Annotated in this window: 11 protein-coding genes and 1 other RNA gene; 7 read left to right on the forward strand and 5 right to left on the reverse strand. The window is 61.6% G+C overall.

The genetic code is table 11. The annotated features are described in order from the left end of the window. Positions 1 to 75 precede the first annotated feature (75 nt). A complete protein-coding gene (gene fur, locus J5X93_RS22665; protein ID WP_043210124.1) occupies positions 76 to 480 on the reverse strand; it encodes a ferric iron uptake transcriptional regulator in 405 nt (134 codons plus the stop codon). Positions 481 to 577: 97 nt separating this feature from the next. On the opposite strand from fur, the gene J5X93_RS22670 reads away from it, so the two are divergent. Next, on the forward strand, positions 578 to 1,108 hold the full coding sequence (locus tag J5X93_RS22670; protein ID WP_043210127.1) for an outer membrane protein assembly factor BamE: 531 nt from the start codon (positions 578 to 580) through the stop codon (positions 1,106 to 1,108). 90 nt (positions 1,109 to 1,198) lie between these two features. Here J5X93_RS22670 and J5X93_RS22675 read toward each other — a convergent pair whose 3' ends face one another. Both J5X93_RS22675 and J5X93_RS22680 read right to left on the reverse strand, forming a co-directional pair. Continuing rightward, positions 1,199 to 1,507, reverse strand: coding sequence for an RnfH family protein (locus tag J5X93_RS22675; protein WP_043210129.1), 309 nt, complete (start codon positions 1,505 to 1,507; stop codon positions 1,199 to 1,201). Beyond that, positions 1,500 to 1,934, reverse strand: a complete 435-nt coding sequence (locus tag J5X93_RS22680) for a type II toxin-antitoxin system RatA family toxin (RefSeq protein ID WP_250034004.1) — start codon at positions 1,932 to 1,934, stop codon at positions 1,500 to 1,502. Before J5X93_RS22680 ends, J5X93_RS22675 begins: the two co-directional genes overlap by 8 nt. A gap of 163 nt (positions 1,935 to 2,097) precedes the next feature. Between J5X93_RS22680 and smpB the strand changes: the two genes are divergently transcribed. Further along, on the forward strand, positions 2,098 to 2,580 hold the full coding sequence (smpB, locus tag J5X93_RS22685) for an SsrA-binding protein SmpB (protein WP_043210132.1): 483 nt from the start codon (positions 2,098 to 2,100) through the stop codon (positions 2,578 to 2,580). Between the two features lie 114 nt (positions 2,581 to 2,694). Here smpB and J5X93_RS22690 read toward each other — a convergent pair whose 3' ends face one another. Continuing rightward, a complete protein-coding gene (locus J5X93_RS22690; RefSeq protein WP_043210135.1) occupies positions 2,695 to 3,462 on the reverse strand; it encodes an FCD domain-containing protein in 768 nt (255 codons plus the stop codon). A gap of 255 nt (positions 3,463 to 3,717) precedes the next feature. On the opposite strand from J5X93_RS22690, the gene J5X93_RS22695 reads away from it, so the two are divergent. The 5 genes from J5X93_RS22695 (at position 3,718) to ssrA (ending at position 10,435) form a co-directional block, all read left to right on the forward strand. Next, positions 3,718 to 5,388: a lactate permease LctP family transporter gene (locus J5X93_RS22695; protein WP_070576509.1), complete on the forward strand. Its 1,671-nt coding sequence runs from the start codon at positions 3,718 to 3,720 to the stop codon at positions 5,386 to 5,388. A gap of 63 nt (positions 5,389 to 5,451) precedes the next feature. Next, a complete protein-coding gene (gene lldD / locus J5X93_RS22700; protein ID WP_043210138.1) occupies positions 5,452 to 6,597 on the forward strand; it encodes an FMN-dependent L-lactate dehydrogenase LldD in 1,146 nt (381 codons plus the stop codon). A 72-nt stretch (positions 6,598 to 6,669) separates the two neighbouring features. Then, the gene (locus tag J5X93_RS22705) at positions 6,670 to 9,480 is read left to right on the forward strand and encodes an FAD-binding and (Fe-S)-binding domain-containing protein (protein ID WP_250034006.1); all 2,811 of its coding nucleotides are present in this window, start codon (positions 6,670 to 6,672) and stop codon (positions 9,478 to 9,480) included. A gap of 180 nt (positions 9,481 to 9,660) precedes the next feature. Beyond that, positions 9,661 to 9,954: a PA2433 domain-containing protein gene (locus J5X93_RS22710; RefSeq protein WP_043210142.1), complete on the forward strand. Its 294-nt coding sequence runs from the start codon at positions 9,661 to 9,663 to the stop codon at positions 9,952 to 9,954. 89 nt (positions 9,955 to 10,043) lie between these two features. Next, positions 10,044 to 10,435: a transfer-messenger RNA gene (gene ssrA, locus J5X93_RS22715) on the forward strand. A 197-nt stretch (positions 10,436 to 10,632) separates the two neighbouring features. Here the strand turns inward: ssrA and gabP are convergent. Further along, entirely contained in the window at positions 10,633 to 12,027 is a 1,395-nt protein-coding gene (gabP, locus tag J5X93_RS22720; protein ID WP_043210144.1) for a GABA permease, read from the reverse strand. Positions 12,028 to 12,361: the final 334 nt, after the last annotated feature.

The following is a 12,361-nucleotide window of genomic DNA, read 5'->3' on the forward strand; positions in this document are numbered from 1 at the left end:
ACAACGAGCTCCCCCGCAACCTAAAAACAAAAGGCGACCCGAGGGCCGCCTTTGTTTTGTTAACGATATAAATCGTTACTTTTTCTTGCGCACATAGAGGACCAGGTTATGGTCAACCAGCTCGTAGCCGTGCTGGGCAACGATCTCTTTCTGGCGCTTTTCGATCTCTGTATCCACGAACTCGATGACTTCACCAGAGTCCACGTTGACCATATGGTCGTGGTGGCCGCCGTCAGCCAGCTCGAAGACCGCATGACCGCCGTCGAAGTTGTGGCGAACCACCAGACCCGCCGCTTCGAACTGGGTCAGTACGCGATACACGGTTGCCAGACCGACGTCTTCACCGGCTTCCATCAGTGCCTTGTAGACGTCTTCGGCGCTCATGTGGCGCTGCTCCGTGGAGTCGAGCATCTGTAGAATCTTGACTCGAGGCAGGGTCACCTTGAGACCGGCTTTGCGCAATTCGCTATTTTCAACCATGGTCAGCTTTCTCGCCGATGCTGCTTCGCAGCTTCTCTTAATACGGGTATGATCGGGGTTTACGTTGTCCAGCCAAGATAGTGGAAGTCGCCCACCGATGCAAAACACCAAGCTCTTGCTAACCAGCCTCACCCTAGTGGGACTGCTCGCACTCGCCGGTTGCTCGTTTCCCGGGGTTTACAAAATCGACATCCAGCAGGGCAATGTCGTTACGCAGGACATGATAGACCAATTGCGCCCCGGAATGACCCGCCGCCAAGTAAGGTTTATCATGGGCAACCCACTGATCCAGGACACGTTCAATACCAATCGCTGGGATTACCTCTACAGCCTGCAGCCTGGCGGCGGCCAGCGTCAGCAAGAGCGCATGAGCATTTTCTTCAACGACAGCGATCAATTGGTCAGCCTGTCCGGCGACTTCATGCCAGGCGTGAGCCGCGACCAGGAAATCCTCGGCGGCAGCGGCGACACCACCGTCAGCCCAGCCACTCAACCGGCCCAGCCAAGCCAACCGGAAGAAAAACCGGCCAAGCCAGGCTCGTTGGAAGAATCGATCCAGAAAGAAATCGACACTATCGAGACCACGCCGGTCCCGACACCAGCACCGCTGGAAACCTCCCCGCAATAAGCGCGGCGAGACAAAAAAGCCCGGGCAATGCCCGGGCTTTTTATTGCCTGATCGACTTAAGGACCACTGTGTGCCCAACAAGTATCAGGCCTATCCCTGCCGCGCAGCTCTCGCCTTGGCGGCACGCAGCTTGCGCACTTCCTTCGGATCCGCCAACAACGGCCGGTAGACCTCCAGACGATCCCCCTCCTCGACCTGATGCGCAAACGGATCATTCACCACCTTGCCGAAGATCCCCACCGGGCAAGCCTCGACGTCCAAGCCCGGCACTTGCTCGGCGAGCCGAGAGTGGAGCAACGCCTGATGTACGGTTGTGCCTGCGGGCACCACGCACGTCAGCAGCCACTGACGCTCGGCAGTGGCGTATACGACCTCGATGTTCAGGTTTGCCTCAGCCATTGAGTTGCTTGGCCCGCTGGCAGAATGCATCGACCAGCGTGTTGGCCGCCTGGTTGAACAGAGGGCCGAGGGTAGCGCGCACCAGAGGGCCGGCATAATCGAAGGACAGGTCCAGGCTGATCTTGCAGGCCTTATCGCCCAATGCCTTGAACAGCCACAGGCCATGCAACTGGGTGAACGGCCCTTCCTCCAGATTCATTTCGATCGACTGCCCAGGCACCAGCACATTACGTGTGACGAACTGCTGGCTCATGCCGCCCTTGGCCACTTCCAGCTTCGCCCGCATGTGCGTGTCGCTGGCTTCGATCACGGTCGAGGCCGAGCACCACGGCAGGAATTTCGGGTAGCTGGCCACGTCATTCACCAGATCGTAGAGCGCCTGGGCAGGGTACGGCAGCAGGGCAGAGCGTTGAATATGGGTAGTCATCCAGGCGTCACTTCCAAGGCAGGGCGGCAGCGCTTTCTAAGCACATCGAAAACAGTTCCCTTCGAGGGAACAGGCCCTGCATTGTCCGGGATTCATCCTACAGGCTCAAGCACACCTAAACCCCGTAGCCGCCGACGCAGCGACTGCCTATAATGCGGGCCCTATGGCTAAGCAAAAGAAACATCCGACCGGGACCATCGCGCAAAACAAAAAAGCGCGACACGATTACTTCATCGAACACAAGTTCGAGGCCGGACTGGTCCTGTCCGGTTGGGAAGTAAAGAGCCTGCGGGCCGGCAAGGCGCACCTGACCGACAGCTACGTGCTGCTCAAGGACGGCGAAGCCTGGCTGTTCGGCAGCCACATCACCCCGCTGACCACCGCCAGCACCCACGTCATCGCCGACCCCACCCGCACCCGCAAGCTGCTGCTGAACAAGCGCGAGCTCGAACGCGTGGAGGCTGCCGTGGCACAGAAGGGCTACACCTGCGTAGCCCTCTCGCTGTACTGGAGCAAGCACCTGATCAAGTGCGAAATTGCACTGGGCAAGGGCAAGAAGGAGTTCGACAAGCGCGACACCCTGCGCGAGCGCGACTCCAATCGCGAGATCCAGCGCACGATGCGCAACAAGGGCAAGGGCGAGTAAGCCCTCCCTGCCTGTGCAGGTCTATTCGCGGGTAAACCCGTTCCTACAGGGACAGCGACGGCAACCCTGTGGAAGCGGGTTTACCCGCTAAACGCCTACACAAAGCACCCCATCTCAACGCCCGCTGCGTCGCTCTGCGCGTGCTACACGCTGGGCCTCCTGCTGCGCTTCTTCGAGCACTTCCTGCACGTACAGAATGTGCCGGCTCGAGACCTCCCGCGCATCGTCTGCCCTACCCTCGATGATTGCCCGATACAACTCGCGATGCTGACTGATCAGCATGTCGCGGGTCTCGCTGCGCTGTTGGTACATACCGCCGATATTGGTCACCACGTTGCGCTTGAGCAGGTCGAACAAGCCGCGGATGGTATGGAGCAGCACTGCATTGTGACTGGCCTCGGCGATCGCTAGGTGAAAACGCGCATCGGCCGCCCCCTCCTCCGCCCGACTGACCTCGTCGACACGGGCATAGCAGTCCTGCAGCGCATCGAAGGCAGCCTTGAGCCGCTCACGGTCAGGCTCCGTGGCCCGCTGGGCCGCATAGTAGGCACAGGAAGCCTCCAGCGTATGGCGAAACTCCAACAGGTCGCGCTGAGCCTCGGGGTTACGCTCGAGCAGCTGCAGCAACGGATCGCTGAACGTTGACCCCAGCGCCTCGGCCACATAATTGCCACCGCCCTGGCGACTGACCAACAACCCTTTAGCCACCAGCTTCTGGATCGCCTCGCGCAACGAAGGCCGGGATACGCCAAACTGCTCCGCCAACACGCGCTCGGCCGGCAGGCGCTGCCCTGAGGTCAGCGTACCTTCGAGAATCATCCCTTCCAACCGATCGACGATGTCGTCGGACAGGCGCCGTTGGCGGACCTGATCAAAAACCATCACATGCTCTCCACAATCCCCACGCACTTAGGGGGGGCGTCCATTCTCGCCGATCCACAGCGTATCGACACCCATCAGTTGACGATTTCCCCTGCCCATCAGCCGGCCATTCATCGGCATCCGACCAAAGTTTTGCCCAGGACAAATTGACACAGCCTCGATAGCGCTTTTAACCTAGCGACCAGCCATTGTAAATTGGTATTACCAATTATCCAATGCCAGTGCCTGACCAACAACAATTAGGGGCCACCCCATATGCAAACCTGGCAACAACTCTATAGCCCGCTTGGTAGTCTTGGCCTGTCCGCGCTGGCGGCGGTCATTCCCATCGTGTTCTTCTTCCTGGCCTTGGCGGTGTTCCGCCTCAAAGGTCACGTCGCCGGCAGCATCACGCTGGCCCTGTCGATTCTGGTTGCGATCTTCGCCTTCCAGATGCCTGTCGACATGGCCCTGGCCGCTGCAGGCTACGGCTTCCTCTACGGCCTGTGGCCGATTGCCTGGATCATCGTTGCCGCGGTGTTCCTCTACAAACTCACGGTCAAGAGCGGCCAGTTCGAAGTGATCCGAAGCTCCGTGCTGTCGATCACCGATGACCAGCGCCTGCAGGTGTTGCTGATCGGCTTCTGCTTCGGCGCCTTCCTCGAAGGCGCGGCCGGCTTCGGTGCCCCGGTGGCCATCACTGCCGCGCTGCTGGTGGGCTTGGGCTTCAACCCGCTGTATGCTGCCGGCCTGTGCCTGATCGCCAACACCGCCCCGGTGGCGTTCGGCGCCCTAGGCATTCCAATCATCGTCGCCGGTCAGGTCACCGGAATCGACGCCTTCCACATCGGCGCCATGACGGGCCGCCAGCTGCCACTGCTGTCGCTGTTCGTGCCCTTCTGGCTGGTATTCATGATGGATGGCCTGCGCGGCGTGAAGGAAACCTGGCCAGCCGCCCTGGTGGCCGGCCTGAGCTTCGCCATCACCCAGTACTTCACCTCGAACTTCATCGGCCCTGAGCTGCCGGACATCACCTCGGCACTGGCCAGCCTGATCGCCCTGACCCTGTTCCTGAAAGTCTGGCAGCCCAAGCGCGCCTTCGCCGAAGCCAAAGGCAGTGTCGGCGCGGCCGTGGTCAGCAGTGGCGGTAGCCAACCTTCGCCATACAGCTTCGGCGAGATCTTCAAGGCCTGGTCGCCGTTCCTGATCCTGACCGTGCTGGTCACCATTTGGACCCTCAAACCGTTCAAGGCAGCCTTCGCCCCGGGCGGCGCGATGTACAACTTCGTGTTCAACTTCGCCATCCCGCACCTCGACCAGTTGGTGATCAAGACCGCGCCGATCGTCACCGCGCCGACCGCCATGCCGGCGATCTTCAAGCTCGACCCGATCTCCGCCACCGGCACAGCGATCTTCCTCTCGGCACTGATCTCGATGTGGGTCCTCAAGATCAACGTAAAAACTGGTCTGACCACTTTGAAGGAGACGTTCTGGGAGCTGCGCTGGCCGATCCTGTCGATTGGCATGGTCCTGGCCTTCGCCTTCGTCACCAACTACTCGGGCATGTCCTCGACCATGGCCCTGGTGCTGGCCGGTACGGGTGCAGCATTCCCGTTCTTCTCGCCGTTCCTGGGCTGGCTGGGTGTGTTCCTGACGGGCTCCGACACGTCGTCCAACGCCCTGTTCAGCTCACTGCAGGCCACCACCGCGCACCAGATTGGGGTCAACGACACCCTGCTGGTGGCCGCCAACACCAGCGGCGGCGTGACCGGCAAGATGATCTCCCCGCAGTCCATCGCCGTGGCCTGCGCCGCCACCGGGTTGGTGGGCAAGGAGTCCGACCTGTTCCGCTTTACCGTCAAGCACAGCCTGTTCTTCGCCACCATCGTCGGCCTGATCACCCTAGTCCAGGCCTACTGGCTCACCGGCATGCTGGTTCATCACTAAAGTGAAAGGTGCCGGGCGCCTTGGCGCGTCCGGCAACGATCCCCACCCACGCTGCGAGAATCCATGATCATTTCCGCCTCCACCGACTATCGCGCCGCGGCCCAACGCAAGCTGCCTCCGTTCCTCTTCCACTACGCCGACGGCGGTGCTTACGCCGAATACACCTTGCGCCACAACGTCGAGGATCTGGCCAGCATCGCCCTGCGCCAGCGCGTATTGAAGAATATGTCCGAGTTGAGCCTGGAAACCCGGCTGTTCGACGAAACCCTGAGCATGCCCGTGGCCCTGGCACCGGTCGGTTTGACCGGTATGTACGCGCGCCGTGGCGAGGTCCAGGCCGCACGGGCGGCGGCGGCCAAGGGCATTCCCTTTACTATGTCGACGGTCTCGGTGTGCCCCATCGAAGAAGTCGCCCCGGCGATCGACCGGCCCATGTGGTTCCAGCTTTATGTCCTCAAGGATCGCGGCTTCATGCGCAACGCCCTGGAGCGGGCCAAGGCCGCTGGGGTCAAGACGCTGGTGTTCACCGTCGACATGCCGGTGCCCGGCGCCCGCTACCGTGATGCCCACTCCGGCATGAGCGGCCCGAACGCGCCGCTGCGTCGCATCTGGCAAGCGATGACTCACCCGCAGTGGGCGTTGGATGTAGGCCTGCTGGGCCGCCCACATGATCTGGGCAATATTTCGAAGTACCGCGGCAACCCCACAGGCCTGGCGGACTACATCGGCTGGCTGGGTGCCAACTTTGACCCGTCCATTTCCTGGAAGGATCTGGAGTGGATCCGAGAGTTCTGGGATGGCCCGATGATCATCAAGGGCATCCTTGATCCCGAGGATGCCAAGGACGCAGTGAAGTTCGGTGCCGACGGCATCGTCGTCTCCAACCACGGCGGCCGCCAACTCGACGGGGTACTGTCCAGTGCCCGCGCCCTGCCGGCGATTGCCGACGCGGTCAAAGGCGACATCAAGATCCTCGCCGACTCCGGTATCCGCAATGGCCTGGACGTGGTGCGCATGATCGCCCTGGGCGCTGACACTGTGCTGATCGGTCGCGCCTTCCTCTATGCGCTGGCCACCCATGGCGAGGCCGGGGTGAAGAATTTGCTCGATCTGTTCGAGAAAGAAATGCGCGTGGCCATGGTCCTGACCGGTGCCAAATCCATCAGCGAAATCACCCGCGATTCGCTGGTCCGCGAACTGGGCGCCTGACGCCTGCACGAAACTGCCTGATTGACCGGGGCACGCAGCGCGACAGACGCTGTGGCCCCGAGAGGAGATTGCATGAGCTTGCCCGCCGCGTTCCTGCGAGATGCCCAGCGCCTGATTCCCGCCGAGCGCCGCTTCGATGACCCGACCTCGACCCTGGCGTTCGGCACCGACGCCAGCTTCTACCGGCTCATCCCAAAGCTGGTGGTGCGCGTCGAATCCGAGGACGAGGTGGTGGGCCTACTGCACCTGGCCCAGCGCGACCGTGTGCCGGTCACTTTCCGGGCTGCAGGCACCAGCCTGTCCGGCCAGGCCATCAGCGATTCGGTGCTGATCGTTCTAGGCGATAACTGGAACGGTCGTCAGATCCGTGGCCAGGGCGAGCAGATCCGGCTGCAACCCGGCGTCATCGGTGCCCAGGCCAACGCCTGGCTCGCGCCTTATGGACGTAAGATCGGCCCGGATCCGGCCTCGATCAACGCCTGCAAAATCGGCGGCATCGTCGCCAACAACGCCAGCGGCATGTGCTGCGGCACCGCTCAGAACACCTACCACACCTTGGCCGGTATGCGCATGGTGCTGGCCGACGGCACCTGTCTGGACAGCGAGGACCCGGCCAGTGTCGCTGCCTTCAGCCAAAGCCACGCGTCGTTGCTGGACGAACTCGCCCGCCTGGGCCGCGAGACCCGGGCCAACACGGCGCTGGCCGAGCGCATCCGGCACAAGTACCGGCTGAAGAACACCACCGGGCTGTCACTCAACGCTCTGGTGGACTACGACCAACCGCTGGATATCCTCCAGCACCTACTGGTCGGCTCCGAAGGCACCCTGGGCTTCATCAGCGCGGTCACCTACGACACCGTGCCCGATCACCCGCACAAGGCCAGCGCCCTACTGGTCTTCCCCTCGGTGGAAAGCTGTTGCCGCGCCGTGACCGTGCTCAAGCCACAGCCGGTGTCCGCCGTGGAGCTGCTTGACCGGCGTAGCCTGCGTTCGGTGCAGGACATGCCCGGCATGCCTGCCTGGGTGAAGGGGCTGTCGACCAATGCCTGCGCCTTGCTGATCGAGTCCCGCGCCGCCAGCCAGAGCCTGCTCCACGAGCAGCTCAGCCAGATCATGGCGGCCATTGCCGAGTTCCCCCTGGAGCAACGCGTGGATTTCAGCGAAGACCCGGCGGTGTACAACCAGCTGTGGAAGATCCGCAAGGACACCTTCCCCGCCGTCGGCGCGGTGCGCCAGACCGGCACGACGGTCATCATCGAGGACGTGACCTTCCCCATCGAGCAACTGGCCGAGGGTGTCAATCGCCTGATCCAGCTGTTCGACAAACACTGCTACGACGAGGCGATCATTTTCGGCCACGCCCTGGAAGGCAACCTGCACTTCGTCTTCACCCAGGGCTTCAACAGCCCTGAGGAAGTGGCGCGCTACCAGGCCTTCATGGATGACGTAGCACAACTGGTGGCCGTGGAGTTCGGCGGCTCGCTCAAGGCCGAACACGGCACCGGACGCAACATGGCGCCCTTCGTGGAGCTCGAATGGGGCCAGGACGCCTATCAGTTGATGTGGCAGCTCAAACGCCTGCTGGACCCCAACGGCATCCTCAACCCCGACGTGGTGCTCAGCGAAGATCCAGATATCCATCTTAAGCACCTAAAGCCCCTCCCTGCAGCCGACGAGATCGTCGACAAATGCATCGAGTGCGGCTTCTGCGAACCGGTGTGCCCCTCCAAAGGGCTGACCCTGAGCCCGCGCCAGCGCATTGTCATGTGGCGTGATATCCAAGCCAGGACCCGTGCTGGCCTCGATACTCGGGAGCTACTGAAAACCTATCAATACCAGGGCATCGATACCTGTGCTGCCACCGGCTTGTGCGCCCAGCGTTGCCCGGTGGGCATCAATACCGGTGAACTGGTGAAGAAACTGCGAGGCCAGGCTGCCGCACACGGCCAGGCCGCCAACTGGCTCGCAGAACACTTCACTACCGCTCTGCGCGGCGCTCGACTGACCCTGGCCGCCGCCAACGGTGCGCGCAAGCTGCTCGGCGCCCCACGCCTGAGCCGCTTGAGCGCCTCCCTGCGCAAAGCCAGCAATGGGCGCCTGCCCCAATGGACCCCCGCCATGCCCCAAGCGGTTCGCGCCGTCGATATCGCGCCGGCAAGCCATGATGCTCGCCCACGGGTGGTCTATCTCGCCGCCTGCGTCTCGCGGGTGATGGGGCCGTCAGCCGGGGATCGAGAGCAAAGCTCGCTGCTGGATAAAACCCGCGCACTGCTGGAAAAAGCCGGCTATCAGGTGGTGTTCCCCGAGAACGCCGACAGCCTGTGCTGCGGCCAGCCCTTCGCCTCAAAAGGCTATGCCGAACAGGCCGAGCACAAGCGCCAGGAACTGATCAACGCGCTATTGCACGCCAGCCGTGGCGGCCTCGACCCGATCTACTGCGACACCAGCCCCTGCACCCTGCGCCTGGTCCAGGATTTGGCCGATACCCGCCTGGACCTGTACGACCCGGTGCGCTTCATTCGCACTCACCTGGTCGAGCGCCTGACGTTCACTGCGCAGGACGAGCCCGTCGCTGTGCATGTCACCTGCAGCACCCAACATCTGGGCGAAAGCCAGGCGCTGATCGACCTGGTGCGTCTGTGCAGCAAGCAGGTGGTGATCCCCGAGGGCATCCATTGCTGCGGTTTCGCCGGCGACAAAGGCTTCACCACACCGGAACTCAACGCCCACTCGCTGCGCAGCCTGAAAGATGCCGTGCAGTACTGCAGCGAAGGCATCTCCACCAGCCGCACCTGCGAGATCGGTCTGTCCAGCCACAGCGGCATCGACTATCACGGGCTGGTCTATCTAGTGGACCGCGTCACGCGAGCGCGCAGCCTTTAAGGCCGCCAGGGCGGCCTGACTGCCTCTCACGCATGAACCCGCCCCCCTGTGGGAGCGGGTTTACCCGCGACGAAAACATCCGGCAGCAACAGTACTACCCATCAAATGGAACCCAGGCAAAACCTGCGCAGTCCACCGTTACAGGCCCACCTTCCAGAGGCCATCACGAGGAGACACCCCATGAAAGGTACTGCGCTTTCCGCCCTGTTCGCGGCCGCAACCCTGCTGGCCTCGCCGGTGTTCGCCGACGAAGACCTCTGCGCCATCAACCTGCAAAAAATCGACGACAACATGGCCACCCTCGGCACGACCTCCGAAGGCTTGGACAAAGCCATCACCGAGCGCGTCGACAAGGCCAAGGCCGCCCAGGCTTCCGGCGACACCAAGGAATGCATCGCCATCACCAGCCAGGTACTCGAACGCATGGAAAAAACCGAGAAAGGCAGTGGCTCCAGCAGCGGCAGCGGCTCCTGACGCGCAATCGGCGCAGCTGTCGACGCCGGGCGTGCAAACGCGTATACTGCACCCACGTGTCGAAAGGCACGTCAGCTAGAGCTGAGTGTGGGGCCGATTAGGATTCGACGCCGGTATCGAAACTCTAGGTGCATGCCGAGTTGGTAACAGAACTCGTAAATCCACTGTTGCAACTTTCTATAGTTGCCAATGACGAAAACTACGAGGGCTACGCTCTCGCTGCGTAAGCAGCTGAGCCCGCTCTCCTGGTAGCTTCGGCTCCAGCAATCACCAGGGGATGCCTGTAAACCCGAAGTGATTGTCATACAGAACAGGATCGCCGCGTAGTACGTTGTGGACGAAGCGGCTAAAACTTACACAACTCGTCCAAAGCACCCTGCCCGTCGGGCGGCTGCGGATTAACTCAGTAGACACGGCTAAGCATGTAGTACCGACAGCGGAGGACTGGCGGACGGGGGTTCAAATCCCCCCGGCTCCACCAGACACACAAAAGGCACCTGATCACCCAGGTGCCTTTTTTTATGCCTGCACGACGGCTACCGGTCAGCCTTCGGCCTGATCCTTCAGATCATCCACGATCGCTTCGTCGTTGTCGGCCATCGCATCCTGCATGTCTTGCGGCTGCCAAAGCGGGAGCAGCGGCGGCGATGCCATCGAAGCTCCCGCTCGGACTTTGGATCAACCCATCGAGCGCACGCCCACTTCCTTGCGGGCCTGTCCACGGGTTGTGACGATCCCCAGGAAGGAAATCACCAACGCCAGGCTAAGGGTTGCCGTCACCTCGGCACGGTGTTCTTCGGTGAACATCATCACGCCCAAGGCACAGGCGATGAAGATGATCACTGCCCAGGTCAGGTACGGGAACAGCCACATGCGGAACTTGAGCTCGGTGCTCTCGCGTTCCAGACGGCGGCGCATGCGCAGCTGGGAAATGGCGATGACCATGTACACCAGCAATGCGATGGCACCGGAGCTGGCGAGCAGGAACTCGAACACGCCCTTTGGCGCGAAATAGTTGAGGATGGCAATGGCCGCACCGATCAAGGTACTGCCGAACACTGCGGCACGAGGTACGCCGACGCTGTTGGTCTTGTTCAGGATCGCCGGGGCATCACCGCGCTTGGCCAGGGAGTACATCATCCGCGAGGCGATGTAGATCGAGGAGTTCATGCAGCTGGTCACAGCCACCAACACCACCAGGTCGACCATGAAGGCTGCATTGGGGATGTTCATGATTTCCAGGGCACGCTGATAGGAGCCCACCACGGCCAGTTGCGGATCGTTCCACGGCACGACGGAGATGATCACGAAGATCGACAGGATGTAGAAGGTACTGATCCGCCAGATCACCGAGCGGGTGGCCTTGGCGATGTTGCGCGATGGGTCGCTGGATTCGGCAGCGGCAATGGTCACCGCCTCGGTGCCGATGAAGCTGAACATCACAGTGATGAAGGCGCCGACTACGGCGGACCAGCCCTTGGGCGTGAAACCACCGTGCTCGGCCATCAGCGTGCTCAAGCCGCTGACTTCGCGATTGGGCAACCAGCCCAGTAGAGCGGCGAATCCAAGACCGATGAAACCGAGAATGGCCGTGACTTTGAGAATCGCGAACCAGAACTCGAACTCACCGTACTTGGCCACGCTGAACAGGTTGGTGCCGGCCAACAGCACGACCGAAAGCAAGGCGAAGATCCAGCTGTCCACCTGGGGGAACCAGGCATTGAGCACGTGCCCGGCGGCCAGGGCTTCGATCGGGATCACCAAGACCCAGAACCACCAGTACAGCCAACCGATGGTGTAGCCGGCCCAGCGGCCGATGGCCTGTTCGGCGTAAGTGGAAAAGGAACCGGTGTCAGGATGGGCGACCGCCATTTCACCGAGCATGCGCATGACCAGAACCACCAAGGTCCCGGCCACGAAATAAGAAAGAATGGTTGCCGGCCCGGCTGCCGCGATGGCATGCCCTGAGCCTACGAAAAGTCCGGCACCGATGATGCCTGCGATGGACAGCATCGTTACATGACGTGGCTTGAAACCTTGTGCAAGGTTGCCATCAGATCCCACGGTGTTCATTGATCTTGTTCTCTTTTTGCTGACACAAGGAAAGGACGGGCAGAGGTAGGCGAACAACTTCTCCTTTGAAAGAACAGTGACACGGCGCATCGCTTACGTGTGTTGTTGAGGTTTTCACGTATCCAGGGCGATGCACCCACAAAATGCAGAGACCACTTTAAGCGGGGGTGGTCGACCAAAAAATGCTCGAAAACGCCCCGCAACTGCTCGATCACGACATGGTGTTTCCATCCATGCCATGGCCAGTAGATTGCCACCTACGTTTGCACAGAATCGCTCTGGAACGGTCGTTCCAGCGCAACAGGGTAGCGCCATCGTAGGTCTTGAAAACGGC

Source organism: Pseudomonas sp. BYT-1 (genome assembly GCF_023611805.1).
Taxonomy (GTDB): domain Bacteria; phylum Pseudomonadota; class Gammaproteobacteria; order Pseudomonadales; family Pseudomonadaceae; genus Aquipseudomonas; species Aquipseudomonas guariconensis.

Coding starts and splice junctions, on each gene's coding strand:
- fur (WP_043210124.1), bottom strand. CDS start 480: ATGGTTGAAAATAGCGAATTGCGCAAAGCCGGTCTCAAGGTGACCCTG.
- J5X93_RS22670 (WP_043210127.1), top strand. CDS start 578: ATGCAAAACACCAAGCTCTTGCTAACCAGCCTCACCCTAGTGGGACTG.
- J5X93_RS22675 (WP_043210129.1), bottom strand. CDS start 1,507: ATGGCTGAGGCAAACCTGAACATCGAGGTCGTATACGCCACTGCCGAG.
- J5X93_RS22680 (WP_250034004.1), bottom strand. CDS start 1,934: ATGACTACCCATATTCAACGCTCTGCCCTGCTGCCGTACCCTGCCCAG.
- smpB (WP_043210132.1), top strand. CDS start 2,098: ATGGCTAAGCAAAAGAAACATCCGACCGGGACCATCGCGCAAAACAAA.
- J5X93_RS22690 (WP_043210135.1), bottom strand. CDS start 3,462: ATGGTTTTTGATCAGGTCCGCCAACGGCGCCTGTCCGACGACATCGTC.
- J5X93_RS22695 (WP_070576509.1), top strand. CDS start 3,718: ATGCAAACCTGGCAACAACTCTATAGCCCGCTTGGTAGTCTTGGCCTG.
- lldD (WP_043210138.1), top strand. CDS start 5,452: ATGATCATTTCCGCCTCCACCGACTATCGCGCCGCGGCCCAACGCAAG.
- J5X93_RS22705 (WP_250034006.1), top strand. CDS start 6,670: ATGAGCTTGCCCGCCGCGTTCCTGCGAGATGCCCAGCGCCTGATTCCC.
- J5X93_RS22710 (WP_043210142.1), top strand. CDS start 9,661: ATGAAAGGTACTGCGCTTTCCGCCCTGTTCGCGGCCGCAACCCTGCTG.
- gabP (WP_043210144.1), bottom strand. CDS start 12,027: ATGAACACCGTGGGATCTGATGGCAACCTTGCACAAGGTTTCAAGCCA.